General features: G+C 38.9%; 21 protein-coding genes, 1 pseudogene and 1 riboswitch. Of the genes and pseudogenes, 16 read left to right on the forward strand and 6 right to left on the reverse strand.

The genetic code is table 11. The features are described 5' to 3' along the window. Positions 1-119: 119 nt before the first annotated feature. Entirely contained in the window at positions 120-1,664 is a 1,545-nt protein-coding gene (locus tag QM810_RS07205; protein ID WP_414254362.1) for a peptide chain release factor 3, read from the forward strand. A gap of 437 nt (positions 1,665-2,101) precedes the next feature. Here the strand turns inward: QM810_RS07205 and QM810_RS07210 are convergent, their stop codons facing one another. From QM810_RS07210 to trkA, 3 genes are all read right to left on the reverse strand, one after another. Beyond that, positions 2,102-2,806, reverse strand: a complete 705-nt coding sequence (locus QM810_RS07210; protein WP_414254363.1) for a lysostaphin resistance A-like protein — start codon at positions 2,804-2,806, stop codon at positions 2,102-2,104. Positions 2,807-3,657: 851 nt separating this feature from the next. Next, entirely contained in the window at positions 3,658-5,097 is a 1,440-nt protein-coding gene (locus tag QM810_RS07215) for a TrkH family potassium uptake protein (protein WP_414254364.1), read from the reverse strand. Positions 5,098-5,100: 3 nt separating this feature from the next. Beyond that, positions 5,101-6,450 (reverse strand): Trk system potassium transporter TrkA, encoded by a 1,350-nt coding sequence (trkA, locus tag QM810_RS07220; protein ID WP_414254365.1) that lies wholly within the window; start codon positions 6,448-6,450, stop codon positions 5,101-5,103. 414 nt (positions 6,451-6,864) lie between these two features. Between trkA and QM810_RS07225 the strand changes: the two genes are divergently transcribed. From QM810_RS07225 to QM810_RS07280, 12 genes and pseudogenes are all read left to right on the forward strand, one after another. Further along, entirely contained in the window at positions 6,865-7,368 is a 504-nt protein-coding gene (locus QM810_RS07225; protein ID WP_414254366.1) for a tRNA (cytidine(34)-2'-O)-methyltransferase, read from the forward strand. A gap of 54 nt (positions 7,369-7,422) precedes the next feature. Then, a riboswitch (FMN riboswitch) is annotated at positions 7,423-7,658 on the forward strand. A 148-nt stretch (positions 7,659-7,806) separates the two neighbouring features. Beyond that, positions 7,807-8,370, forward strand: a complete 564-nt coding sequence (locus QM810_RS07230) for an ECF transporter S component (protein ID WP_006155418.1) — start codon at positions 7,807-7,809, stop codon at positions 8,368-8,370. Continuing rightward, positions 8,360-9,010 carry a phosphatase PAP2 family protein gene (locus QM810_RS07235; protein ID WP_414254367.1) on the forward strand — a complete coding sequence of 217 codons (651 nt, stop codon included), beginning with the start codon at positions 8,360-8,362 and terminating at the stop codon, positions 9,008-9,010. The genes QM810_RS07230 and QM810_RS07235 overlap by 11 nt, the downstream gene beginning before the upstream one ends. 41 nt (positions 9,011-9,051) lie before the next feature. After that, a pseudogene (locus tag QM810_RS07240) lies at positions 9,052-9,472 on the forward strand (ParB N-terminal domain-containing protein). A 341-nt stretch (positions 9,473-9,813) separates the two neighbouring features. Beyond that, positions 9,814-10,239, forward strand: a complete 426-nt coding sequence (rplK, locus tag QM810_RS07245) for a 50S ribosomal protein L11 (RefSeq protein WP_001085808.1) — start codon at positions 9,814-9,816, stop codon at positions 10,237-10,239. Positions 10,240-10,335: 96 nt separating this feature from the next. Next, positions 10,336-11,025 carry a 50S ribosomal protein L1 gene (gene rplA, locus QM810_RS07250; RefSeq protein ID WP_045614410.1) on the forward strand — a complete coding sequence of 230 codons (690 nt, stop codon included), beginning with the start codon at positions 10,336-10,338 and terminating at the stop codon, positions 11,023-11,025. 209 nt (positions 11,026-11,234) lie between these two features. Then, positions 11,235-12,935: an acetolactate synthase large subunit gene (locus QM810_RS07255; RefSeq protein ID WP_414254368.1), complete on the forward strand. Its 1,701-nt coding sequence runs from the start codon at positions 11,235-11,237 to the stop codon at positions 12,933-12,935. Further along, positions 12,928-13,404, forward strand: coding sequence for an acetolactate synthase small subunit (ilvN, locus tag QM810_RS07260; protein ID WP_214262333.1), 477 nt, complete (start codon positions 12,928-12,930; stop codon positions 13,402-13,404). Before QM810_RS07255 ends, ilvN begins: the two co-directional genes overlap by 8 nt. A gap of 167 nt (positions 13,405-13,571) precedes the next feature. Further along, entirely contained in the window at positions 13,572-14,594 is a 1,023-nt protein-coding gene (gene ilvC, locus QM810_RS07265) for a ketol-acid reductoisomerase (RefSeq protein WP_006147961.1), read from the forward strand. An 80-nt stretch (positions 14,595-14,674) separates the two neighbouring features. After that, a complete protein-coding gene (gene ilvA / locus QM810_RS07270; RefSeq protein ID WP_414254369.1) occupies positions 14,675-15,925 on the forward strand; it encodes a threonine ammonia-lyase IlvA in 1,251 nt (416 codons plus the stop codon). A gap of 82 nt (positions 15,926-16,007) precedes the next feature. Beyond that, the gene (locus QM810_RS07275) at positions 16,008-16,904 is read left to right on the forward strand and encodes an SPFH domain-containing protein (protein ID WP_178895385.1); all 897 of its coding nucleotides are present in this window, start codon (positions 16,008-16,010) and stop codon (positions 16,902-16,904) included. A 105-nt stretch (positions 16,905-17,009) separates the two neighbouring features. Next, a complete protein-coding gene (locus tag QM810_RS07280) occupies positions 17,010-17,225 on the forward strand; it encodes a hypothetical protein (RefSeq protein WP_004251963.1) in 216 nt (71 codons plus the stop codon). A gap of 82 nt (positions 17,226-17,307) precedes the next feature. Here the strand turns inward: QM810_RS07280 and QM810_RS07285 are convergent, their stop codons facing one another. Continuing rightward, positions 17,308-18,048: an amino acid ABC transporter ATP-binding protein gene (locus tag QM810_RS07285; protein WP_414254370.1), complete on the reverse strand. Its 741-nt coding sequence runs from the start codon at positions 18,046-18,048 to the stop codon at positions 17,308-17,310. Further along, positions 18,048-19,613 (reverse strand): ABC transporter substrate-binding protein/permease, encoded by a 1,566-nt coding sequence (locus QM810_RS07290; RefSeq protein ID WP_414254371.1) that lies wholly within the window; start codon positions 19,611-19,613, stop codon positions 18,048-18,050. Before QM810_RS07290 ends, QM810_RS07285 begins: the two co-directional genes overlap by 1 nt. 130 nt (positions 19,614-19,743) lie before the next feature. Here QM810_RS07290 and QM810_RS07295 point away from each other — a divergent pair, with 130 nt between their 5' ends. Both QM810_RS07295 and QM810_RS07300 read left to right on the forward strand, forming a co-directional pair. Then, positions 19,744-21,639, forward strand: coding sequence for a DUF2207 family protein (locus tag QM810_RS07295; protein WP_414254372.1), 1,896 nt, complete (start codon positions 19,744-19,746; stop codon positions 21,637-21,639). A gap of 62 nt (positions 21,640-21,701) precedes the next feature. After that, positions 21,702-22,547: an undecaprenyl-diphosphate phosphatase gene (locus QM810_RS07300; RefSeq protein ID WP_414254373.1), complete on the forward strand. Its 846-nt coding sequence runs from the start codon at positions 21,702-21,704 to the stop codon at positions 22,545-22,547. A 34-nt stretch (positions 22,548-22,581) separates the two neighbouring features. On the opposite strand, the gene dinB is transcribed toward QM810_RS07300, so the two are convergent. Continuing rightward, complete coding sequence (dinB, locus tag QM810_RS07305) at positions 22,582-23,643, reverse strand: DNA polymerase IV (protein WP_414254506.1); 1,062 nt, start codon at positions 23,641-23,643, stop codon at positions 22,582-22,584. Positions 23,644-23,882: 239 nt separating this feature from the next. Here dinB and pflB point away from each other — a divergent pair, with 239 nt between their 5' ends. Further along, positions 23,883-26,198, forward strand: a complete 2,316-nt coding sequence (gene pflB, locus QM810_RS07310; protein WP_414254374.1) for a formate C-acetyltransferase — start codon at positions 23,883-23,885, stop codon at positions 26,196-26,198. Positions 26,199-26,401: the final 203 nt, after the last annotated feature.

Here is a 26,401-nt window from a genome sequence, read left to right on the forward strand (position 1 = left end):
AACTCTATAAAATCCGATATAATGGAGTGTTGAAAGGAATTTTAGAATCCAATGTAATAAAGAGTGATTAGGAATTAAAATAATTAAAATAATTAAAAAATTAGAAAGATAGAGAACTTATGAACATTCAAGAAGAAATTAAGAAACGCCGTACCTTTGCCATCATCTCTCACCCGGACGCGGGTAAAACGACTATTACAGAGCAATTGCTCTACTTTGGGGGAGAGATTCGTGAGGCAGGTACTGTAAAAGGGAAGAAAACAGGAAACTTTGCTAAGTCAGACTGGATGGATATCGAGAAACAACGTGGGATTTCGGTCACTTCATCTGTTATGCAGTTTGACTACGATGGCAAGCGCGTGAATATCCTTGACACACCAGGGCACGAGGACTTCTCAGAAGATACCTATCGGACCTTGATGGCGGTGGATGCTGCGGTCATGGTCGTGGACTCTGCCAAGGGTATCGAGGCCCAAACTAAGAAATTGTTTGAGGTTGTAAAACACCGCGGGATTCCAGTCTTTACCTTTATGAACAAGCTGGACCGTGACGGTCGTGAACCACTAGATCTCTTGCAAGAATTGGAAGAAGTCTTGGGAATTGCGAGTTACCCGATGAACTGGCCGATCGGGATGGGGAAAGCCTTTGAAGGACTTTATGACCTTTATAACCAACGTTTGGAACTTTATAAAGGGGACGAACGCTTTGCCAGTCTAGAAGATGGCGATAAGCTCTTTGCTAGCAACCCCTTCTACGAACAAGTAAAAGAAGATATCGAACTCCTGAATGAAGCAGGGAATGAATTCTCAGAGGAAGCCATTCTTGCTGGAGACTTGACACCAGTCTTCTTTGGCTCAGCCCTCACTAACTTTGGGGTGCAGACCTTCCTTGAAACCTTCCTCAAGTTTGCTCCAGAACCTCATGGACACAAGAAAACAGATGGTGAACTTGTCGACCCTTACGATAAGGATTTCTCAGGTTTTGTCTTTAAAATTCAAGCCAACATGGACCCTCGACACCGTGACCGTATCGCATTTGTTCGTATTGTATCGGGTGAATTTGAGCGTGGTATGAATGTCAATCTACCTCGTACTGGTAAGGGGGCTAAACTTTCTAATGTCACTCAATTTATGGCGGAAAGTCGTGAAAATGTCACCAATGCCGTAGCTGGAGATATCATCGGGGTTTATGATACAGGGACCTACCAGGTTGGAGATACGCTTACTGTTGGCAAAAACAAGTTTGAGTTTGAACCACTACCAACCTTTACCCCTGAAATCTTTATGAAGGTATCTGCTAAGAATGTCATGAAGCAAAAATCCTTCCACAAGGGGATTGAGCAATTGGTGCAAGAAGGAGCTATCCAGCTTTATACCAACTACCAAACAGGTGAATACATGCTAGGTGCTGTTGGACAACTCCAGTTCGAAGTCTTTAAACACCGCATGGAAAATGAGTACAATGCCGAAGTGGTCATGAGCCCAATGGGTAAAAAGACCGTTCGTTGGATCAAACCAGAAGACTTAGATGAGCGTATGTCTTCAAGTCGAAACATCTTAGCCAAAGACCGTTTTGACCAGCCTGTCTTCCTCTTTGAAAACGACTTCGCCCTCCGCTGGTTTGCGGACAAGTATCCAGATGTGGAGTTAGAGGAAAAGATGTAGATCGCCAAAGTTACTTGATTGTGTGACAATCTAAGTAACTAACGCCAAGTTTCTATGGAACTTGGCTAGGCGCTCCACTAGTAAAGTTTTACGAATATTATCGATTCGTAAAACTTTACGTCGTGATGGGTAAAAAAGTGGGCTAACTGCCCCACTAACTGAGTTTTACAAATGAAATCGATTTATAAAACTCAGTGTCGTAATCTAATAAACGGCAACCACTATGGCGGTTTACCTAAACGCTTCACTAGGAAAAGTCCACGAATGGTATCGATTCGTGGATTTTTTCGTCGTAACATTTAGGAGTGGATTAGCTTACTGTCACTATCTCCGTATTGTAACTTCTCGCACCTAATTCGTGTTTCGTTCTTAAATAGACAAAAAAGACTAGAAATTAAATAGATTTCTAGTCTTTTTATTAGTAGTGGAACTTCTATTTATTGAAAAGCATCTATACCAACAACCTTGATAAGGAATGTAAGGAGGATAAGCAATAGAATGATGACTCCATTATTCACTAGGTGCAGTAAGATAGACATCTCTAGACGTTTGGTGCGATAAGCAGTCCAAGTTAGGACAGCAGACATCCAGCCATAGATCAAGAAAGAAGGAAGATTATTTGGTATATGGGCTATAGTGAAGAGAAACCAACCGAAAATATATCCAATTTTCTCGTATCCTTCGAAGAGTTTAGTAGGAATGATACCTCGACAGATAACTTCCTCACAAATAGGTGCCACTATTGCAACCACGAAAATGCTGGAAATTAGAGAGCTTTCTGACATGATGCTATTGATAACCTCTTGATTCGAAGTAGTTGTTTGCTTCAGAAGTTGCAACCAAATCGCACCAATCATATTTCCAGCGACAACGGCTACATAACTAAGAGCGATTCGAGGGGCGTCATTAATAGTAAAGAGTTTCGATTTTAGGTTTAATAACTTACTTTTGTGAGCACCATATAAAAAGAGTGTAACAATAGCAGTAGATACAAGCCCCACTATTAGAGATGACCAGATAGATCCAAGTTGAGTTTTTTGAAGTAACATTAAAGTTACGATAGGAACTTGCGATAGGCACATAGCGACAAGAAAGATTCCTAGCCAAATCAATCGTTTACGATAATCTTTAAAAAAATTCATTCATATATCTCCTAAAAAATTTATCTCATTATAGCACACTTTGGATAGGAATTCTATTAATTACCAGAACAGAAGTGTAGATAAAACAAGTAAGATGTTTCGAATTAAATGACTATAGAAGGATAAATCTTGTCTTAAGGTTTTAGGAAATAAAAAATTGAGAAGGCTAGCTCCCAAGAGGATATAAAAGCCGACAGAAAGTATTGTTAAAGGATTGTGCAGAAAAAATAAACTAAGAAAGATAAGGGTTGTTAGCCTGCCTGTCTTTTTATGAGTTGGTAATTTTCTCCATTTGTTTAACGGCAGAAAGGTAGCAATATCAAGTCCGAAAAGGAAAAAGAAAGAGATGAGTAACAAGTCAACGATTTCCTTTTGTAGTAGAGTGTCAGTGCTTATGTTTTCAAATAAGATAAGACTTACTCCGGTAAGGTTAATGATAACCATACTACTATACAATAAAAAGAAAGAGCGGCTAGGATTGCGAAAATGACTACTCACATGATTATGAACTGAAAGATAGTGGATAAATGTACAGATACTAGATAATATCAGTAGAAGGAATAAAAAGTAAAAGTATGATTGTTTGAGAGTTAGAGAAATACCAGACCAAAATACACAGCTACAGAGTCCAAGATATGCTACGGATCCCAATAAGAGAAACTGGATTGATTTTCTAATTTTTTCCATAAATAAACCCCTACGTTTTTTAAAAATTATAACGAAATGGATTCACAAAAAATCAACTTTTTCCCAAGTGTTCGTTTTTGACTCTCAACTGTCTTTTTTTAATCTGACCCAGCAAAAAACACATCCCTCGATTTTTGAAGGATGTGCTATTTTATCATAAAATTCTAACGTTTAGACCAGGTTCGTTTCATAAAGAGTAATATGATAGGATAAATTTCAAGACGTCCTGCAATCATTGCAAAGGATAGGAGGAGTTTTGAAAATGGACTAAAAATTGAGAAACTTGAAGTCGTTCCTAAAATTGGACCGATATTGTTAAAACAACTGAAAACAGCACTCGTAACAACCATTAAATTGTTAGTATCTAAACTGACGATGAAGATCAGACTGAGTAGAATCATGATGTAAACTACAAAATACTTCAGAATTTTGTGTTGGGTATCCTTGTCGATGACCGTTTTATTAACATGAAGAGTTAAGACACGGTGAGGGGATATAGTAGACAAGAATTGGTTTTTTGCAATTTTAGCGAGGATAACTCCACGGATGACCTTTAGACCACCGGCAGTGGAACCAGCAGAACCACCAATTGCCATTAACATCAGTAAGATGTATTGAGAAAACAAAGGCCAGTTCGTGATGTCTCCATAACCGAAACCAGTAGTGGTAATGATATTAGAAACTTGGAAGAAGGCCATCTCAAAACTTTGTGAAACGCCACTATAAAGGTGCAGTGTGTTGAGTGTGATTAAGCCGGTAGATATAGCAACGATCAAGAGATAAGCTCGAAGTTCCTCATCGAAAAAGAATTCTTTAAATCGACGAAGCATGAGATAGTAGTAGAGGTTGAAATTGACACCGAACATCAAAACCCCAATACTTGTCAAATAAGTGATGAGAGAACTATGATAGTGGGCAATACCATCGTTATAAACAGTGAATCCCCCAGTTCCAGCTGTTCCCATTGCGATAACAAAGCTATCGTAGAGTGGCATCCCTGCAATGTAATAAATAACTACAAAGAGGGCGAACATAGCTAAGTAGAGGATGTAGAGGATTTGGGCTGTATTTTTTAGTTTAGACACAACCTTACCAAATACTGGTCCTGGGACCTCAGCTTTCATAACCTCTAAGTGGCTGTTTTTTGCATTGTCCATAATAGCTAGGGCAAAAACTAGCACCCCCATACCTCCTATGAGGTGGGTAAAGCTCCGCCAAAATAGAAGTGAACGACTTAGTACAGAAACGTCATTTAAGATAGTTGCTCCCGTAGTAGTGAAGCCGGAACTAGTTTCGAAGAAGGCATCGATAAAATTGGGGATTTGACCTGAAAAGACAAAGGGAAGGGAGCCAAAGAAAGACCAGAGGATCCAACAGAGGGCTACAATTAGTATTCCTTCTTTTGCGTAGATACGTTGTTTTTTAGGCTTTTTGATGATTCCGAGAAGACCTAGAACAACAAGGATTCCAATGGTAGAGAAAAGAGCTGTAAATACTTGATTGGATTCTTGATAGTAAAAAGCGACACTAGCTGGTACCAAGAGTAGAACAGCTTCAATCAAGAGTAGCTTTGCAAGAAGAAAGCGTACCATACTTCTATTCATAGCTTACCTCTCTAACAAATCATAAATCTTGGTGATATTTGAAAGCAAAGTGATAACCACTAGCTTGTCACCGACTTGGAGTGTATCTTCTCCTGTTGGGAAGATCGTTTTTCCATTGCGGATAATAGCAGCAATCAAGACATCTTTTTTGAGCTTCAATTGATATAAAGGCTTGCCAGTCATTTTGTTGGCTTCCTTGATTAGGAATTGAAGAGTTTCTACCTGGCCATTCGCTAGATGGTGCATAGCTTGAAGGTCAGAATATTGCGCATTTACACGACCATGGATAAAGTGCATGATTGTATCAACAGCGATTGTTTTTGGTGTGATAATACTCGAGAAATCTGTTGCGTGGATAATTTCTAATAAGCTAGTGCGGTTTACTTTGGTGATATTTTTCTGAACACCTATGTTATCCAAGAACATAGAGGTAATAATATTCTCTTCATCAACACCTGTAAGAGTTGCAACGGCATCGTAGTTTTGGGCACTTTCTTCTAAAAGAGTATCCTTAGTTGTTCCATCTCCTTGTACGACGTAGAGTTTAGGGAATTTTTCACTGAAAAAGGCAGCTCTTTCAGGATTGACCTCAATAACCTTGGTATCGATACGACTGTCTTTTAAAATACCTAAAAGATAGTAAGCGATTTTCCCGGCTCCTATGATGAGTAAACTCTTAACGACTCGAGATTTGATATAGTTGTGGAAGAGCATCATATCGACACGATTTCCTGTCACAAAGATACGATCTTTATCTTCTAAAATCATATCTCCACTAGGAATCATGAGTTTGTGGTCGCGTTCGATAGCACAGACAATAACATTACCAAATTTTTTACGAAAATCAGCAATAGACATCTGACAAATTTTACTATCATTTCGAACCTTGAATTCCATCAAACTGACCAATCCACCTACAAAACGTTCAACAGAAAGAGCATTGGGGAAGTCTATGATATTGGCAATAGCACGAGCTGCTAGGAGTTCAGGGTTTACAATGAGTGAAAATCCAAGGATATTTTTTTCTTTAAAGTAAGGGTTGGAATATTCAGGATTACGAACACGAACGATGGTTTCTTTGGCTCCCATTTTTTTAGCGAGAACAGCCGAAACCATGTTGACCTCGTCGTATTGAGTCATGGCGATGAAAATATCACAATCTTGGACATTGGCTGCCTCTAACATAGCAAAGTCAGCTCCGTTACCTGAGATTCCCATAATGTCAAAACGGCTGGTCAAGTATTTTAGAACAGTTTCGTTCTGTTCAATTAAGACAACATCATGGTTGTCAGCAACGAGTGAACGACAGAGGGCAGAACCTACTTTTCCCCCTCCGACAAGAATAATCTTCATAGTTAGTTAACCTACTTTTTCAATATGTCTCTATCATACCTTTTTTTTGTAAAAATTGCACTAAACAAACGATTACTTTCCTCTTATGAGGAATCGGATTAACATCCAAAGTTAAATCAATATTCTATTAGGGAAGAGTACATATTGACTAAATTTTTAACACAAGCTAAATCCATGATAAAAGTGGCTCAGTGGAGCTTGTAGAACTTTTGTAAATATGTTTGCAAAAAAAATGAAAAAATCAAGTCATTTCTATTGACAATCAGGCTGAAAGTGTTATACTAAAAAAGTAGTTTCGCTGATTTACTTCAAACCTGTTGTGAGGTAAGTTAACGATGCCTTAACCACGCTGTTTGCTGAGCTTGACTCCGGGCAGTGTGGCTATTTTTTTGCACTAGTGAGAGGAAGTATGGCATGGCTAATCATATTGTACTGTTTGAACCACAAATTCCACAAAATACGGGAAATATTGCACGTACCTGTGCAGCGACGAATGCGCCCCTTCATATTATCAAACCGATGGGCTTTCCTATTGACGATCGTAAAATGAAGCGAGCTGGGCTAGATTATTGGGACAAACTTGATATTTATTTCTACGACAGTTTAGATGAATTTATGGGAAAAATGAATGGCCAACTTTACTTGATTTCCAAATTTGCAGAAAAGGTCTATTCAGATGCCGATTTTACAATGGAAGGGAACCACTATTTCCTTTTTGGAAGAGAAGATAAAGGCTTGCCTGAGGAATTTATGCGAGAACATCCAGAAAAGGCACTTCGAATACCTATGAATGATGAACATGTCCGCAGTCTCAATGTTTCGAATACTGTTTGTATGATCGTATACGAAGCTCTACGTCAACAGAATTTTGCTGGCTTGGACTTGGTTCATATCTATGAGACTGACAAGTTGAAATAATCATGAAAACGAATACTTAATGCTTGCACTTGCAAGCGTTTTTTGTTATCATTAAGGGGTCTTCAGGGCTGGGTGAAATTCCCGACCGGCGGTGACTTTTACTAGGAAATGTTCTTTTCCTTTTATACTTTGTTGCCAAGCTTTGCCTAACCAAAAGTTATGCCTACAGCTTGTCGCCTCGTCTAAAAGAAAAAATCTCCATTTCCATACTCTAAAAGAAGTCCGCGAGCGCAAGCTGATGTGGTGAGATTCCACAACCGACAGTATAGTCTGGATGGGAGAAGACGAAAGGATGGCTTTGTCTATTCTGCTTCATTATAATAGAAATAAAACCAGTTTCTTTGTAAGCTTAGGTTATTTTTTGAGGTAGTTAAGAGAGTAGATAGAGAGAAACTTTCCAACTTCTTCTGATTTTATAGAAAATTGGAGGAACCTGTTATGACAAACACACGTCGACTTTCGACCATTGCAATTTTATCAGCACTTTCATTTGTGTTGATGTACTTTGACTTTCCACTCTTGCCTGCGGCGTCCTTTTTGAGGATTGAGTTCAGCATCTTACCGGTTTTGGTAGGGTTAATAGTACTCGATTTACCTGCAGCTTTTGTGATAATTTTACTCCGTTCCTTGCTTAAGTTAATTTTAAACAATCAAGGAGTCAGCACCTATATCGGTTTGCCGATGAATATTGTAGCTTTAGGAGTTTTTGTTCTTGCATTTGGTTTGATTTGGAAAAAAGATCGGACGCCAATTCGTTTTGCTCTAGCTTCTCTTGCTGGTACGATTGGTTTGACCTTGGCTATGCTAGTTCTTAACTATGTTTATGCTGTCCCATTATATGCTAAATTTGCTAATTTTGATATTGAGAAAATACTAGGACTAAGTAACTATTTGTTGACAATGGTTTTACCTTTTAACTTAATTGAGGGTATTATCTTTGCACTAGCATTTTGGTTGATTTATGTCTTCCTAAAGGTAACTTTAAAACGTTATGAAAGATAAACAAACATATTTAACAAAGGGCTCTTTTGCCCTTTTGCTTTTTGTAATTTTGGGTTATATGGTTAAGTTTTACCCTGATATGCTGATTGGCTTTGATCAACCAATCCAGACTGCTATTCGAGGTGATTTACCTGCTTCCCTGACCTTCCTTTTCAGAACAATCACACATTTAATTGATATCCCAGTCATTATCACTTGGGTTCTCATTGTAGCTTTTATTTTTTATCGTAAGCAATGGAAACTGGAAAGTTATCTCATGTTGGGGAATCTGACTTTAGCTGGAATCTTAATCGTAACTTTTAAGAATATCTACCAAAGACCACGGCCAGAAATTCTACACTTGGTAGAAGAAAAAGGTTTTTCGTTTCCAAGCGGACATTCTCTGGCAGTAACGATTATGGTTGGAACTTTGATTGTGATTTTCAGCCAAAGGATTAAAGATCAACTTTGGAAAAGAATCGTCCAAATCTTACTAGGATTCTACCTATTGAGTGTACTAGTATCCAGAGTCTATCTAGGGGTTCATTATCCGTCAGATGTTCTTGCTAGTCTTTGTGTAGGCCTAGGGGTTCTATTTATCGAATTTCCATTTTATGACAAACTTCGCTTTCAATGGCGCTTTACAGGCAAACAAAAGTAGGGTTCAACCCTTCTTGAAGCGATAAATTTGAGGAGATAAAAATGGAAGTCAAGATAAAAGATCTTCATCCGAGTCAACTATACTTATCAGAAAAAAAGTTGCAAGATATCCAGATGCTTTATCACTCGGTAGAGAAGCCAAATATAAATCCAATCAGTGTTCTTGCATTTGGAGATCGCTTGTTGATTACAGATGGGCATCACAGAGCTTACCAAGCTTTGTTGACAGGTAAAGATACGATTTCTGCTGAGTGGGATAAAGATGGTGGTGATGAAATCTATCATCTTTATGCAAAAGCTTGTGAGGAAAGAAAGATAAATTCTATTCTGGATCTAAAAAATCGTATCTTAGCCCAAGATGAGTATGAAGCAAAATGGTACAACTGGTGTGATGGTTTTAATCAAGCTGCGACTCTCCTATTGAAAAGGAAGTTAAAATGAAACAAATCATTCAAATAGATAGTTATTTGATTTCAATCACGCCTTCAGACAATGTTTGAGTCCCTTGATTTTGTTGAGAGTAGAAGATCTGAAAATGGGATTAGCTTTCTCTTAAAATTGGACTCTAACTAGGCAAAACCTTTTCTAAAAATCGCTCAAAACAGGGCGGTTTTTAATTTGTAGTCTGCAACTCTTTTATGATCGAAAAGATAGACAAATTCCGTTATAAAATTTCTCTAAAAATAGAATTTTTCTCTTGCATTTGAGATAGATTAGTGTATAATAGTAGGGTATGTGTAAAACATACTTGTGGGAGGTAAAAATCTTTAAATTACCGCCAAAACCACAAAGGAGGATTTAAAAATGGCTAAAAAAGTCGAAAAACTTGTAAAATTGCAAATCCCTGCTGGTAAAGCTACACCAGCTCCACCGGTTGGACCTGCTCTTGGTCAAGCTGGTATCAACATCATGGGATTCACAAAAGAGTTCAACGCTCGTACAGCTGATCAAGCTGGTATGATCATTCCAGTTGTTATCTCAGTATACGAAGACAAATCATTTACTTTCGTTACTAAAACACCACCAGCTGCTGTTCTTTTGAAAAAAGCTGCAGGTGTTGAAAAAGGATCAGGTACACCTAACAAAACTAAAGTTGCTACAGTTACTCGTGCACAAGTACAAGAAATTGCAGAAACTAAGATGCCAGATTTGAACGCTGCAAACATTGAGTCTGCAATGCGTATGATCGAAGGTACTGCTCGTTCTATGGGATTCACTGTTGTTGACTAATCAATAACTTCCCTATATAACCCGCAAGACTTCATCATTTCGAGAAGTGACGTGGGAGATGAAAATCGATTGAACCACTTACAAGGAGAATAGAAAATGGCTAAAAAAAGCAAACAACTTCGTGCTGCTCTTGAGAAAATCGACAGCACAAAAGCATACAGCGTAGAAGAAGCTGTGGCTCTTGCAAAAGAAACTAACTTTGCAAAATTTGACGCAACTGTAGAAGTTGCTTACAACTTGAACATCGACGTGAAAAAAGCTGACCAACAAATCCGTGGAGCAATGGTATTGCCAAACGGTACTGGTAAAACATCTCGCGTTCTTGTATTTGCACGTGGTGCAAAAGCTGAAGAAGCTAAAGCAGCTGGTGCAGACTTCGTTGGTGAAGACGACCTTGTTGCTAAAATCAACGACGGTTGGTTGGACTTCGACGTAGTTATCGCTACACCTGACATGATGGCTCTTGTTGGACGTCTTGGACGTGTCCTTGGACCACGTAACTTGATGCCAAACCCTAAAACTGGTACTGTAACAATGGATGTTGCTAAAGCAGTTGAAGAGTCTAAAGGTGGTAAGATCACTTACCGTGCTGACCGTGCAGGTATCGTACAAGCTATCATCGGTAAAGTTTCATTTGAAGCTGACAAGTTGGTTGAAAACTTCAAAGCATTCAACGAAACAATCCAAAAAGCTAAACCAGCTACTGCTAAAGGAACTTACGTAACAAGCTTGACAATCACAACTACTCAAGGTGTTGGTATCAAGGTTGACGTTAACTCACTTTAATTAGTAATAAACAAAAAGGTTGAAGGCAATTAAGTCTCAACCTTTTTTTCTATAAAAAAAGGTAAAAATACGTATAATTTTTCGAATCAATTTGATATTGTAAAGTATCTAGATAGAAAATTCAGAAAATTGTTTCTTTTGTCTTGAAAATTTTTGAAAAAATGGTATTATAGAAACAAGTCATTTTATTGAGAAGAGAAAGGGGAACGATGGAGAAAATCATTTTAGATTCACCAAAGTCAGGTTCAGAACTCGTTTTGGAAACGCTCCGTAACCTAGGAATCGATACGATTTTTGGTTATCCAGGCGGGGCGGTATTGCCTTTATATGATGCTATTTATAATTTTAAAGGCATTCGCCATATTCTAGGTCGGCATGAACAAGGTTGTCTTCATGAAGCAGAAGGTTATGCTAAGTCAACAGGGAAACTTGGTGTCGCAGTCGTCACAAGTGGACCAGGAGCCACTAATACCATTACTGGTATTGCAGATGCTATGAGTGATAGTGTTCCCCTTTTGGTCTTCACTGGTCAGGTGGCAAGAGCGGGAATCGGTAAGGATGCTTTCCAGGAGGCAGATATTGTCGGAATTACCATGCCGATTACCAAGTACAACTACCAGGTTCGAGAAACAGCGGATATTCCACGTGTAATTACAGAGGCTGTGCACATTGCGACTACGGGTCGTCCAGGTCCAGTTGTTATTGACTTACCAAAAGATGTTTCGGCTCTTGAAACGGACTTCGTCTATTCATCAGAAATAGATTTACCAAGTTATCAACCAACCGTTGAGCCCAATGATATGCAAATCAAGAAAATCTTGAAGCAGTTATCTAAAGCTAAAAAACCAGTATTACTTGCTGGTGGTGGTATTAGTTACGCAGAGGCTGCCACAGAGTTGATTGAATTCGCAGAACGGTATCAAATTCCGGTTGTAACCAGTCTTTTGGGACAAGGGACAATTGCAACTAGCCACCCACTGTTTTTGGGGATGGGTGGAATGCATGGTTCCTTTGCAGCTAACATTGCCATGACAGAAGCAGATTTCATGATTTCTATTGGTTGTCGTTTTGATGACCGCTTGACTGGAAATCCTAAGACTTTTGCTAAGAAGGCTAAAGTAGCGCATATTGATATTGATCCTGCAGAGATTGGTAAGATTATCGCAGTCGATATCCCAGTTGTTGGTGATGCTAAAAAAGCCTTACAACAATTACTTGCAGAACCAGTTGTTCATAACAATACTGAAAAATGGATTGAAAAGGTCACAAAAGATAAAAATCGTGTTCGTTCTTATGATAAGAAGGAACGTGTCGTCCAACCACAAGCAGTCATTGAACGCATCGGTGAGTTGACCAAGGGGGACGCCATTGTTGTAACAGACGTCGGACAACACCAAATGTGGACAGCTCAATACTATCCATACCAAAACGAGCGTCAACTCGTAACTTCAGGTGGACTAGGAACCATGGGATTTGGAGTTCCTGCAGCCATTGGAGCAAAAATTGCTAATCCAGATAAGGAGGTCGTGCTCTTTGTCGGTGATGGTGGTTTCCAAATGACCAATCAAGAATTGGCAATCTTGAACATCTACAAGATTCCAATCAAGGTCGTCATGCTTAATAACCATTCACTTGGGATGGTTCGTCAATGGCAAGAAGCCTTCTACGATGGGCGAACATCAGAGTCAGTCTTTGATAGCCTCCCAGATTTCCAATTAATGGCGCAGGCTTACGGGATTAAAAATTATAAATTTGATAATCCTGAAACCTTAGAGAAGGATTTGGAAGTCATCTTGGAAGATGTACCAATGTTTATCGAGGTAGATATTTCTCGTAAAGAGCATGTTTTACCGATGGTACCAGCTGGTAAGAGTAATCATGAGATGTTGGGGGTGAAGTTTAATGCGTAGAATGTTAACAGCCAAACTTCAAAACCGGTCAGGAGTTCTCAATCGTTTTACCGGTGTCTTGTCTAGACGCCAAGTCAATATTGAGAGTATCTCGGTAGGGGCGACAGAAAATCCTAATGTGTCACGGATTACCATTATCATTGATGTTGCATCTCACGATGAAGTGGAGCAAATCATCAAACAACTCAACCGTCAGGTCGACGTGATTCGTGTCCGTGATATCACAGATAAACCGCACCTCGAGCGCGAAGTTATTTTGGTAAAGGTTGCAGCACCAGCTGAGAAGCGAGCAGAAATTTTAGCTATTATCCAGCCTTTCCGTGCAACTGTGGTCGATGTGGCTCCGAGCTCTATTACCGTTCAGATGACTGGGAATGCAGAAAAGAGTGAAGCTTTGATTCGGGTTATTCGACCATACGGTATCAAGAATATCGCTCGTACGGGTGCAACTGGTTTTACCCGCGATTAATACTCTTCGAAAATCAAATTCAAATCACGTCAGCTTTGCCTTGCCGTACTCAAGTACAGCCTGCGCCTAGCTTCCTAATTTGCTCTTTGATTTTCATTGAGTAAAAAATAACTTAAATTTGTTAAACCAGCCTAAAAGGCAATAAATATAGAAAAGAGAGAAAAACTATGGCAGTTCAAATGGAATACGAAAAAGATGTAAAAGTAGCAGCACTTGATGGTAAAAAAATCGCTGTTATCGGTTATGGTTCACAAGGTCATGCTCACGCTCAAAACTTGCGTGATTCAGGTCACGATGTGATTATCGGTGTTCGTCCAGGTAAATCTTTTGATAAAGCAAAAGAAGATGGTTTTGATACTTATACAGTAGCAGAAGCAACTAAATTGGCTGATGTTATCATGATTTTGGCACCAGACGAAATCCAACAAGAATTGTACGAAGCAGAAATTGCTCCAAACTTGGAAGCTGGGAATGCAGTTGGATTTGCGCATGGTTTCAATATCCACTTCGAATTCATCAAAGTTCCTGCAGATGTTGATGTCTTCATGTGCGCGCCTAAAGGACCAGGACACTTGGTACGTCGTACTTACGAAGAAGGATTTGGTGTTCCAGCACTTTACGCTGTCTACCAAGATGCAACAGGAAATGCTAAAAACATCGCTATGGACTGGTGTAAAGGTGTTGGTGCAGCACGCGTTGGTCTTTTGGAAACAACTTACAAAGAAGAAACCGAAGAAGATTTGTTTGGTGAACAAGCAGTTCTTTGTGGTGGTTTGACTGCCCTTATTGAAGCTGGTTTTGAAGTCTTGACTGAAGCTGGATATGCTCCAGAATTGGCTTACTTCGAAGTTCTTCACGAAATGAAACTCATCGTTGACTTGATCTACGAGGGTGGATTCAAGAAAATGCGTCAATCAATTTCTAACACAGCTGAATACGGTGACTACGTGTCAGGTCCACGTGTGATTACTGAACAAGTGAAAGAAAATATGAAAGCAGTTCTTGCTGATATCCAAAATGGTACATTTGCTAACGACTTTGTCAACGATTACAAAGCTGGACGTCCAAAATTGACTGCTTACCGTGAACAAGCAGCTAACCTTGAAATTGAAAAGGTTGGTGCAGAATTGCGTAAAGCAATGCCATTTGTTGGTAAAAACGACGATGACGCATTCAAAATCTACAACTAATTTTTGAGAATAAAAATAGAAGGCGAGTTGGGGGGTACCTAACCCGCTTTTTATCTTGAAAAAGAATCAAGGAGAAGATTATGCTTAGTGCAAAAGATGTGGTGAAGGCCCACAAGGTTCTGAGTGGTGTAGTAGTCAATACACCACTAGAATATGATCATTACTTATCAGAAAAATACGGAGCTAAAATTTATCTCAAAAAAGAAAATGCTCAACGAGTTCGATCGTTTAAGATTCGAGGAGCTTATTATGCCATCTCACAATTGACTAAGGAAGAACGTGAGCGTGGAGTTGTCTGTGCGTCAGCGGGAAATCACGCTCAAGGTGTTGCCTACACTTGTAATGAGATGAAGATTCCTGCAACAATCTTTATGCCAATTACAACGCCTCAACAGAAAATTGGTCAGGTTCGTTTTTTTGGTGGAGATTTTGTAACTATCAAATTGGTAGGAGATACCTTTGATGCTTCGGCTAAGGCAGCTCAAGAGTTTACAGTTGCTGAAAATCGTACCTTCATCGATCCTTTCGATGATCCTTATGTTCAAGCAGGACAAGGAACAGTAGCTTATGAAATTTTAGAAGAAGCGCGAAAAGAATCTATTGATTTTGATACTGTCTTGGTGCCTGTAGGAGGTGGAGGACTCATTGCAGGAGTTTCTACTTATATAAAGGAAACGAATCCTGCTATTGAAGTTCTTGGTGTAGAAGCTAACGGAGCTCGTTCCATGAAGGCGGCATTTGAGGCTGGAGGTCCCGTTAAACTCAAAGAAATTGATAAGTTTGCAGACGGGATCGCTGTGCAGAAGGTTGGACAATTGACCTATGAAGCAACCCGTAAAAATGTTGAAACGCTTATCGGAGTGGACGAAGGATTAATCTCTGAGACCTTGATTGATCTTTATTCTAAACAAGGAATTGTAGCTGAGCCTGCTGGTGCTGCTAGTGTGGCGGCTCTGGAAGTACTGTCAGACTATATAAAAGGAAATACCATTTGTTGTATTATTTCTGGAGGAAATAATGACATCAACCGTATGCCGGAGATGGAAGAACGTGCCTTGATTTACGATGGCATCAAGCATTATTTTGTAGTGAATTTCCCGCAACGTCCTGGAGCCCTTCGAGAGTTTGTAAATGATATCTTGGGGCCAAATGATGATATCACTCGTTTTGAGTATATTAAACGTGCCAGCAAGGGAACAGGACCAGTCTTAATCGGGATTGCTCTTGCTAACAAGCATGATTATGCGGGCTTGATTCACCGAATGGAGAAATTTGACCCGTCTTATATTAACTTGAATGGGAATGAAACTCTATATAATATGCTTGTTTAATATCCTATAAAATTTTTATCATATCATTTGCCTAACCTATATATGAGTGCTATAATGTAAGTGAAGAAAGGGGGAGATTCCCATGGTTTTACAAGTTTTACTTGTTCTAGTGATTCTAATGCTTATTGTAGGAGCTGTGTTAGTGAGCTCTGTTTATGTCGTTCGTCAACAATCTGTTGCAATTATCGAACGATTTGGTAAGTATCAAAAGTTAAGTAATAGTGGTATTCATCTACGGGCACCATTTGGCATTGACAAAATTGCAGCTCGTGTGCAGCTACGCCTTTTACAAAGTGAGATCGTGGTTGAAACCAAAACCCAAGATAACGTTTTTGTGACTATGAATGTCGCAACTCAGTATCGTGTAAATGAGTTAAACGTTACAGACGCTTACTATAAATTGATGAGACCTGAAGCTCAAATCAAATCTTATATTGAAGATGCATTGCGCTCATCTGTTCCTAAGTTAACTTTGGATGAATTGTTTGAGAAAAAAGATGAAATTGCATTAGAAGTTCAAAAGCAAGTAGCGGAAGAAATGTCAACGTATGGGTATATTATCGTTAAGACGCTCATTACCAAAGTTGAGCCGGATGCAGAAGTCAAACAATCAATGAACGAAATTAATGCTGCCCAACGTAAGAGAGTGGCAGCTCAAGAATTGGCTGAAGCAGATAAAATTAAGATCGTTACAGCGGCAGAAGCTGAGGCAGAAAAAGATCGCCTCCATGGTGTGGGGATCGCAGAGCAGCGGAAAGCAATTGTTGATGGACTTGCTGATTCTATTAAAGAGTTAAAAGGAGCCAATGTCGAATTAACTGAAGAACAAATTATGTCAATCCTATTAACCAATCAGTATTTGGATACATTGAATAATTTTGCAGATAAACAAGGAAATAATACAATATTCTTGCCAGCAAATCCTAATGGAGTTGAAGATATTCGAACCCATATATTATCAGCTTTGAAAGCTAAATAATTACAATCTTAACGCAATAATCTAGTTAATATATGTGTTTTAATTGACAAATATTATAAAAACATATAGAATGAAGTTGCGTAAAGAAAAAAATAGGAGAATAACATGGCTAAGTCTAACTTTGAAAAAGTAGAAGCAGTTGTTAGCTGGGTTCGTGATAAGAAGATCACAGGGTATCGTATTTCTAAGGAAACGAATGCCCGTGAGATGTCTATCATTGCTTTGGCTCAAGGACGTGCAAAAGTTAAAAACATTTCCTTTGAAACAGCCCTCGGCTTAATTGATTTCTACAATAAAAATCATGAAAAATTTGAAGATTAGTCTTTGGATATAGGCAGGTTCGAAAAGAATCTGCCTTTTCATTTTTGGAAATAAAAAAAGACTGCCATTGCAGTCTTTTTTCTTATCGAAGATAGCGTTGTAAAAATTCTCTTGTACGTTCTTCTTTGGGATTAGTAAATAGATCTTCTGGTTTGCCTTCTTCTGCAATGACACCTTTATCCATAAAGATGACGCGGTTTGATACATCGCGAGCGAATTCCATTTCATGGGTTACGACAATCATGGTCAAGCCTTCTTGAGCTAAATCTTGCATGATTTTGAGAACTTCACCGACCATTTCAGGGTCAAGGGCTGATGTAGGCTCATCAAAGAGAATGGCATCAGGATTCATGGAAAGTGCACGAGCAATAGCAACACGCTGCTTTTGCCCACCAGAAAGTTGTTTAGGTTTGGCTTGCCAGTAACGTTCTCCCATGCCAACTTTTTCAAGGTTCTCTTTAGCGACTTTCTCTGCTTCTGAGCGATCACGTTTGAGTACAGTTGTTTGGGCAACGATTGTATTTTCAAGCACGTTTAGATTTTCAAAAAGGTTGAAGGACTGGAAGACCATTCCTAGTTTTTCTCGATAGTGAGTGAGGTTATAGCCTTTTTCGAGGACATTTTCACCGTGATAAAGAATTTTACCTTCAGTTGGTGTTTCAAGTAAGTTGATTGAACGTAGGAAGGTTGATTTACCACTACCGGAACTTCCAATGATAGAAATAACTTCTCCTTTATGGATAGTAAGGGAAATATCTTTTAGGACCTCGTTTTGTCCATAGGATTTTTTGAGGTGTTTGATTTCAAGAATGGGTTGATTCATTATTTCAAATCCTCCGTTTGCATTTGGTTAGCACCTGTAGTGTAAGTATCCATATCCATCCGTTTTTCGATGTAGCGAAGGATTCGTGTCACTGTAAAGGTGAGGACAAAGTAGATAACTGCGATAATAGTAAAGGTTTGGAAGTACTGGTAAGTCTGTGTTGCTACTGTATTTCCTGAGAAGTAAAGTTCTACAACAGAGATAACATTCAATACAGAAGTATCCTTGATGTTGATGACGAACTCATTACCAGTAGCAGGTAGGATATTTCGAACTACCTGAGGTAAAACAATCTTAAGCATGGTTTGATTATGAGTCATACCAAGTGCAGTAGCTGCTTCAAATTGTCCCTTGTCAACAGCTAGGATACCACCACGAACGATTTCGGTCATGTAAGCACCGGTATTGATAGAAACGATAAAGATAGCAGCCAGAGTACGGTCTAGGTTGATTCCGAAAGCCTGGGCAGTTCCATAGTAGATAACCATAGATTGTACAATCATAGGAGTTCCACGGAAAATTTCAATATAGATATTGAGAATCCAACCAACTATATTTTGAACGACGTAGATAAATTGATTTTCAGATTGAGGTGCAGTACGGAAAACACCGATAGCAAGACCAATAACGAGACCTACGATAGTACCGATAATTGAAATTAAAAGTGTGATTCCAGCACCACGCAAGAGTTGTTGCCAGTTTTCAGTTAGAATTTTAGCAACTTGGCTAAAGAAATTACTGCTGTTTTCTTCAGTAGTTGTAGCTTCTACAGGTTGCTCTTTAATCATACGATCCATTAGGGCAACTTGTTCATCTTTAGAGATGGTTTCAATGCTAGCATTGATTTGGCTGATACGTTCGTCATCCTTACGAAGACCGATAGCGATAGAGGTATCTTCTTCTCCAGTTTTGAAACCAGGTTCAGGCTGAATCATTTTGAACTTTGCATTTGCTGACTCAGCAGTTAGGGCTTCTGGTCGTTCAGAAACATAGGCGTCAATGACACCAGCTTCAAGAGCTTGACGCATTTGAGCGAAATCACCCATGGCAGTTTCTTTTTTAGCGCCTGGAATTTGAGAAATCAAGTCATAAAGGTAAACCCCTTGTTGAGAAGTGATTTTTGCATCTTTAAAATCATCTAGTGTTTTGGCGTTTGCATAGGCAGAATCTTTTTTGACTAAAAGTACTGGTTCACTGGTATAGTAACTGCTTGAGAAGGCAATTTCTTGCTTACGTTCAGCGGTTGGGCTCATACCTGCAATAATCATATCGATCTTGCCCGAGGTCAGAGCTGGAACAAGTCCTTCCCATTTTGTTTTTATAATGAGTGGTTCTTTACCCAGGTCTTTAGCGATTTTTTTTGCAATTTGAACATCGTAACCGTTAGCATATTGGTTTGTTCCATCAATCTTGACAGCGCCGTTACTGTCGTCATCTTGAGTCCAGTTAAATGGTGCGTAAGCTGCTTCCATCCCGATGCGTAAATATTCATCGGCTTGGACCTGGCTAACTAGTCCTAGAGTAAGGGCTAGGATAGCAAGGATAGATAAGCATAATTTTTTCATGTTTTCTCCTATTTCTAGTCTAAAAATGGCTCCCTCTATTGTATCTAAAAATGGTGAGATTTTCAATACAAGTAAACCTTAAGTTCTAAAAAATGATATAATAGTGAAAAAACATGAAAGGGAATGTAAGATGAAAAAGAGATGGCTTCTTGCTCTGGTATTTACCTGTTTGCTATTTGTACCTCGTCTAGTTTTTGCAGTAGATTTCGATATTCTGTCCTATAAAGGTGATTTGAATATTCATGCAGATAATACAGCGGTTTTCAAAGAAACAATCACCTACCACTTTAAAGATGATTTTAATGGTCAATTGATTGGACTCGGAAAAGCAGGGAAAATGCCAAACGGGTTTGATATCGACGACGAACCAACTGTCTTAGTATCCAAAAATGGCCAGATTGTTCAAGATGTCCTTTCATATACTAAGGAAGAAGAGGATGGCTACAAGGTCACCATTTTTAATCCAGGAAAAGCAGGAGATACTGTTCGTGTGACTGTTACTTGGCAACTTAAAAACCTTCTTTTCTTATATCAGGATATTGCTGAGCTAAATTGGCAACCATTGACAGATAGTTCTGGAGATATCAAAGATCTAGAATTTCGAGTGACTTCAGATAGTCCGGCAGAGAAACTCTTTTTCCATACTGGTCAACTCCTCAATGGGGGAAATGTTGAAAAAGTAAATGATATCTACTGGGTGAAGATGAAAAATCTTCCTAAAAATCGTCAGATTGAACTTCATGCCTATTGGCCAAGAGAGGCTTTCTCAAGTGCTCCGAGTCAGGGTCTAAATGAAGAAAATTTAAGCAACTTCAAGAGAATTGAGGTAGAAATAAAGGCCGATAAAGTGCACGCCAAGATCATGATAAAATGGATTTTTCCAATCTTATTTATCGCTCTCTTACTAGTAACGGTCCACTATTATAGAGAATTTCGTCAGCATACGACTCTTAAAAAGGTATATCCAAAGAATCATCGTCTCTACGAACCCCCAATGGACCTACCTCCAATGGTTTTGTCAGAAGCAATCTATTCAACATCCTTAGAGGAAGTTAGTCCTCTAAATAAGCAGAAGTTTGGTAAGTTCACCTTTGAACAACTAATTCAGGCAACCTTATTAGATTTAGTCGATCGAGGGCATTTATCTTTTTTTGAGGGTGAAGAAGAGCCGTGGCTGAGAATTAATAGCGAAAAAGGTTTGTCTAATTTTGAGAAGGAGTGCCTGCGGATGACTCTTTCTACAAATAAAGAATTGGCTCTTTCAGACCTTTTCCCTGAATATCAAGTTTCTTCAGGTTTGTTCCATGGAGCTAAGAAAGCTGATGAGAAGCATATTCGAGAATTCGGCATGCACCTCAAGCGTTCCTTCGAGAGACGACTTGAACGAATGCAAAGTTGTGTTCGAGACAAGGTGAAAATTTTACGAATTCCAAGTTATTATCGACCTTTAACGGAAAAAGAAAATAATCTTGTGAAAAAAATGAAAGTCTGTTCGGTTGTAACAGGAGTTGTCGGACTTATCATTTTCTACTATAGCTTTCGAACTCATGGCTATTTCTCGCTTCCGTTACTTTCCTTAGGTTTAATTGGTTTACTAGCGAGTGCTTTGATTCATTTTGTAACTCGAGGGCCTTCTCGTGATGGAGTCTTAAATGAAGAAGGGGCAGAAGTTGTTTATCTCTGGACAAGTTTTGAAAATATGCTTCGGGATATTGCACATTTAGATAAGGCTGAACTAGAGAGCATTGTTGTTTGGAATCGCCTTTTGGTCTATGCAACTCTCTATGGATACGCTAAGAAGGTGAATAAAATCATGAAACTTCACAATATTCAACTTGAAAATGCTGCTATGAATCTTTATGTATCTTGTGGGTGGGATAAACAATTTCACACATCTGCTACTCAAATCAATCTGTACACCTCAGTCGCAAATACAGCAAGTACCTTTTCTGTATCATCCGGAAGCGGTAGCTCTGGTGGTGGTTTCTCAGGCGGTGGCGGTGGTGGAAGTGTTGGTGCTTTCTAAAGAAAACTAAACACATCCTTTAAAAGTATGATATAATGGAGGATAGAAAAAAGGAGTAATCTATGTATTTTTTTGAAATTTTAAAAGCTATCTTTTTTGGAATTGTTGAAGGAATCACGGAGTGGCTGCCGATTTCAAGTACTGGCCACTTGATTTTAGCACAAGAGTTTATCCAGTTTAAAGATCAAAATGAAACTTTTATGTCTATGTTTAATGTCGTCATTCAACTGGGTGCAATCTTAGCAGTTATGGTTATCTACTTTAACAAGCTTAATCCCTTCAAACCAGGTAAGGATAAAGTTCAAGTTCGTAGAACCTGGCAATTATGGTCCAAAGTATTTGTGGCTACACTTCCTTTATTAGCCGTTTTTAAATTTGATGATTGGTTTGAAACCCATTTCTATAATAAAGTTTCAGTAGCCATCATGTTGATTGTTTATGGGGTTGCCTTCATCTATCTTGAAAAACGTAATAAAGCGCAAGCGATTGAGCCAATAGTCACTGATTTAGATAAATTACCTTATAAAACAGCATTGTATATCGGTCTTTTCCAAGTCTTGGCCCTTCTACCAGGGACTAGCCGTTCCGGAGCAACTATCGTAGGTGGTTTGTTAAATGGAACTAGTCGTTCAGTGGTAACAGAATTTACCTTCTATCTAGGAATTCCAGTTATGTTTGGAGCCAGCGCTTTGAAGATTTTTAAATTCATCAAGGCTGGAGAAGTCTTGACTTTTGGCCAATTCTTCTTACTCTTGGTAGCTATGGTAGTAGCTTTTGCAGTCAGCATGGTTTCTATTCGTTTCTTAACCAGCTATGTCAAAAAACACGACTTTACAGTGTTTGGTAAATACCGTATTGTTCTTGGTAGTGTCTTACTACTTTATAGCTTTGTTCGATTATTTGTATAAGAAAGAAACCTTGAAGGAAGATCCTTCAAGGTTTTTAAAATCCTGTCATAGTGACTCCCAATAAGCGAACACCCTTGTCTTTATCGCTAAGTGTTTCGTAAAGTTGGATAATGCTTTGTGCGATTTCTTCAGAGTCTTGTGTTTGTTGGCTCAGTGTTTTTCGTTTTGTCAAAGTAGAAAAGTCAGCATAGCGGATTTTCAAAATGACGATTTTACCACTTTTTTCATATTTTTGAAGACTAAGGGCCACTTTTTCGGAAAGGAGAGTTAGCTCTTTTTTTATATCTTCATCCAGACTTAGAATCCTACTGTAAGTTTTTTCTTTACCAATAGACTTACGGATACGATTTGATTTAACGGGAGAGTTATCTATACCTCGAGCTTTACGATAAAGGTCAAAACCGAGTCTTCCGAAACGATCAATGAGAGTGATTTCAGGAATCTCTAAAAGGTCAGTACCCGTATATACACCCATTTGATGGAGTTTTTCAACTGTTTTCTTGCCAACACCGTGAAATTTAGCGATATCCATTTGTTGGAGAAAATCTACGGCTTCATCAGGAAGAATGACCGTCAAACCACGAGGTTTTTGAAAGTCACTTGCCATTTTAGCCAAAAATTTATTGTATGATACACCGGCAGAAGCTGTTAATTGTAATTCATTCCAGATATCCTGCTGAATTAATCGAGCAATTTTAACAGCGGATTTGATACCAAGCTTGTTTTCAGTTACATCTAGATAAGCTTCGTCGATACTCATAGGTTCAATCCTATCCGTATAACGTTTAAAAATAGCTCGAATCTGTTGACCAACAGCAGTATATTTTTCGTAGTTTCCGGAAATGAAAACGGCTTGTGGACAACGTTCATAGGCCTCTTTGGAACTCATAGCTGAGTGGATGCCAAAGATTCTCGCTTCATAACTACAAGTCGAAACAACTCCGCGACCTCCTGTTTTTCTTGGGTCGCTACCAATAACAACGGGTTTCCCTTTTAGTTTGGGATTGTCACGAATTTCTACGGCAGCAAAAAAGGCATCCATGTCAATATGGATGATTTTACGTGATAAATCATTCATCAGTGGAAATATGAGCATGGACTGTCCTTTCTTTGATGGATTTTCTAGCTTCATTATACCCTTTTTCAGAAAAAATAGAAAATAGGTAAATCTTTTTTCAAAACTATAATACAGTTATCGTGAAAACAACAACTGTATTATAAAAGAAAGTGTTAAAAAAAGGTGATTTCACTTGTTGAAATCGTTTACTGTGTGGTATACTGAATACATGAATGTAACAGATGACTGTTACTAGAAAGATAAAAGAGGACATTAACATGGTTGTTAAGACAGTTGTTGAAGCACAGGACATTTTTGACAAAGCCTGGGAAGGCTTTAAAGGTGTTGACTGGAAAGAAAAAGCAAGTGTATCACGCTTTGTACAAGCTAACTACACACCTTATGATGGAGATGAAAGCTTCCTTGCAGGACCAACAGAGCGTTCACTTCACATTAAAAAAATCGTAGAAGAAACTAAAGCACACTACGAAGAAACTCGTTTCCCAATGGACACTCGTCCAACTTCTATTGCTGATATTCCTGCTGGATTTATCGACAAAGAAAACGAATTGATTTATGGTATCCAAAACGATGAACTCTTCAAATTGAACTTCATGCCAAAAGGTGGTATCCGTATGGCTGAAACTACTTTGAAAGAAAATGGATACGAACCAGATCCAGCTGTTCACGAAATTTTCACTAAATACGTAACAACTGTTAACGATGGTATCTTCCGTGCTTACACTTCAAACATCCGTCGTGCTCGTCACGCTCACACTGTAACTGGTCTTCCAGATGCATACTCACGTGGACGTATCATCGGTGTTTACGCACGTCTTGCTCTTTACGGTGCAGACTACTTGATGCAAGAAAAAGTTAACGACTGGAACTCAATCGAAGAAATCGATGAAGAAACAATCCGTCTTCGTGAAGAAATCAACCTTCAATATCAAGCATTGCAACAAGTTGTACGCTTGGGTGATCTTTACGGAGTAGATGTTCGCAAACCAGCTATGAACACTAAAGAAGCTATCCAATGGGTAAACATTGCCTTCATGGCTGTCTGCCGTGTTATCAACGGTGCGGCTACATCTCTCGGACGTGTGCCAATCGTATTGGATATCTTTGCAGAACGTGACCTTGCTCGTGGTACATTTACTGAATCAGAAATCCAAGAATTTGTTGATGATTTCGTTATGAAACTTCGTACAGTTAAATTTGCTCGTACAAAAGCATACGACCAATTGTACTCAGGTGACCCAACCTTCATCACAACTTCTATGGCTGGTATGGGTAACGACGGTCGTCACCGTGTTACTAAGATGGACTACCGTTTCTTGAACACTCTTGACAACATCGGTAACTCTCCAGAACCAAACTTGACAGTTCTTTGGACTGACAAATTGCCATACAACTTCCGTCGCTACTGTATGCACATGAGCCACAAACACTCTTCAATCCAATACGAAGGTGTTACAACAATGGCTAAAGATGGATACGGTGAAATGAGCTGTATCTCATGTTGTGTGTCTCCACTTGACCCAGAAAACGAAGAACAACGTCACAACATCCAGTACTTCGGTGCTCGCGTTAACGTTCTTAAAGCTCTTCTTACTGGTTTGAACGGTGGTTATGACGATGTTCATAAAGACTACAAAGTATTTGATATCGAACCAATCCGTGACGAAGTTCTTGAATTCGAATCAGTTAAAGCTAACTTCGAAAAATCTCTTGACTGGTTGACTGACACTTATGTAGATGCATTGAACATTATCCACTACATGACTGACAAGTACAACTACGAAGCTGTTCAAATGGCCTTCTTGCCAACTAAACAACGTGCTAACATGGGATTCGGTATCTGTGGATTCGCTAACACTGTTGACACATTGTCAGCTATCAAGTACGCTACAGTTAAACCAATCCGTGACGAAAATGGATACATCTACGATTATGAAACAATCGGTGAATACCCACGTTGGGGTGAAGATGACCCACGTTCAAACGAATTGGCAGAATGGTTGATCGAAGCTTACACAACTCGTCTACGTAGCCATAAACTTTACAAGAATGCAGAAGCTACAGTATCACTTTTGACAATCACATCTAACGTTGCTTACTCTAAACAAACTGGTAACTCACCAGTCCACAAAGGTGTATACCTCAACGAAGATGGTTCAGTGAACTTGTCTAAACTTGAATTTTTCTCACCAGGTGCTAACCCATCTAACAAAGCTAAAGGTGGATGGTTGCAAAACTTGAACTCACTTGCTAGCCTTGACTTTGGTTACGCAGCTGATGGTATCTCATTGACAACTCAAGTTTCACCACGTGCTCTTGGTAAAACTCGTGACGAACAAGTTGATAACTTGGTAACAATCCTTGATGGTTACTTCGAAAACGGTGGACAACACGTTAACTTGAACGTTATGGACTTGAACGATGTTTACGAAAAGATCATGTCAGGTGAAGACGTAATCGTTCGTATCTCTGGATACTGTGTAAACACTAAATACCTCACTCCAGAACAAAAAACTGAATTGACACAACGTGTCTTCCACGAAGTTCTTTCAATGGATGATGCATTGAGCTAAGATTCATAAATAGTAAATAAAAACCAGTCATTTTGACTGGTTTTTTTTGATATAAAAAAATATTTAAAAAAAGTTGGTCAAAATTGGTCAAATCTATTGACTAATACTGACCAAAGTGGTATACTAAGAACATAAGGATAAGGGAATCCTTAGAAAACCTTGATTTTAAGGTGATTGTGTAATTTATCTTAAGGTCAAAGTAT

Origin of the sequence: Streptococcus infantis (assembly GCF_047464155.1) — a bacterium.
GTDB lineage: Bacteria > Bacillota > Bacilli > Lactobacillales > Streptococcaceae > Streptococcus > Streptococcus infantis_U.

Coding starts and splice junctions, on each gene's coding strand:
- QM810_RS07235 (WP_414254367.1), top strand. CDS start 8,360: ATGAAAGATAAACAAACATATTTAACAAAGGGCTCTTTTGCCCTTTTG.
- trkA (WP_414254365.1), bottom strand. CDS start 6,450: ATGAAGATTATTCTTGTCGGAGGGGGAAAAGTAGGTTCTGCCCTCTGT.
- pflB (WP_414254374.1), top strand. CDS start 23,883: ATGGTTGTTAAGACAGTTGTTGAAGCACAGGACATTTTTGACAAAGCC.
- ilvC (WP_006147961.1), top strand. CDS start 13,572: ATGGCAGTTCAAATGGAATACGAAAAAGATGTAAAAGTAGCAGCACTT.
- QM810_RS07300 (WP_414254373.1), top strand. CDS start 21,702: ATGTATTTTTTTGAAATTTTAAAAGCTATCTTTTTTGGAATTGTTGAA.
- QM810_RS07255 (WP_414254368.1), top strand. CDS start 11,235: ATGGAGAAAATCATTTTAGATTCACCAAAGTCAGGTTCAGAACTCGTT.
- QM810_RS07285 (WP_414254370.1), bottom strand. CDS start 18,048: ATGAATCAACCCATTCTTGAAATCAAACACCTCAAAAAATCCTATGGA.
- ilvN (WP_214262333.1), top strand. CDS start 12,928: ATGCGTAGAATGTTAACAGCCAAACTTCAAAACCGGTCAGGAGTTCTC.
- QM810_RS07210 (WP_414254363.1), bottom strand. CDS start 2,806: ATGAATTTTTTTAAAGATTATCGTAAACGATTGATTTGGCTAGGAATC.
- rplK (WP_001085808.1), top strand. CDS start 9,814: ATGGCTAAAAAAGTCGAAAAACTTGTAAAATTGCAAATCCCTGCTGGT.
- QM810_RS07290 (WP_414254371.1), bottom strand. CDS start 19,613: ATGAAAAAATTATGCTTATCTATCCTTGCTATCCTAGCCCTTACTCTA.
- QM810_RS07225 (WP_414254366.1), top strand. CDS start 6,865: ATGGCTAATCATATTGTACTGTTTGAACCACAAATTCCACAAAATACG.
- QM810_RS07275 (WP_178895385.1), top strand. CDS start 16,008: ATGGTTTTACAAGTTTTACTTGTTCTAGTGATTCTAATGCTTATTGTA.
- rplA (WP_045614410.1), top strand. CDS start 10,336: ATGGCTAAAAAAAGCAAACAACTTCGTGCTGCTCTTGAGAAAATCGAC.
- ilvA (WP_414254369.1), top strand. CDS start 14,675: ATGCTTAGTGCAAAAGATGTGGTGAAGGCCCACAAGGTTCTGAGTGGT.
- QM810_RS07205 (WP_414254362.1), top strand. CDS start 120: ATGAACATTCAAGAAGAAATTAAGAAACGCCGTACCTTTGCCATCATC.
- QM810_RS07230 (WP_006155418.1), top strand. CDS start 7,807: ATGACAAACACACGTCGACTTTCGACCATTGCAATTTTATCAGCACTT.
- dinB (WP_414254506.1), bottom strand. CDS start 23,643: ATGCTCATATTTCCACTGATGAATGATTTATCACGTAAAATCATCCAT.
- QM810_RS07215 (WP_414254364.1), bottom strand. CDS start 5,097: ATGAATAGAAGTATGGTACGCTTTCTTCTTGCAAAGCTACTCTTGATT.
- QM810_RS07295 (WP_414254372.1), top strand. CDS start 19,744: ATGAAAAAGAGATGGCTTCTTGCTCTGGTATTTACCTGTTTGCTATTT.
- QM810_RS07280 (WP_004251963.1), top strand. CDS start 17,010: ATGGCTAAGTCTAACTTTGAAAAAGTAGAAGCAGTTGTTAGCTGGGTT.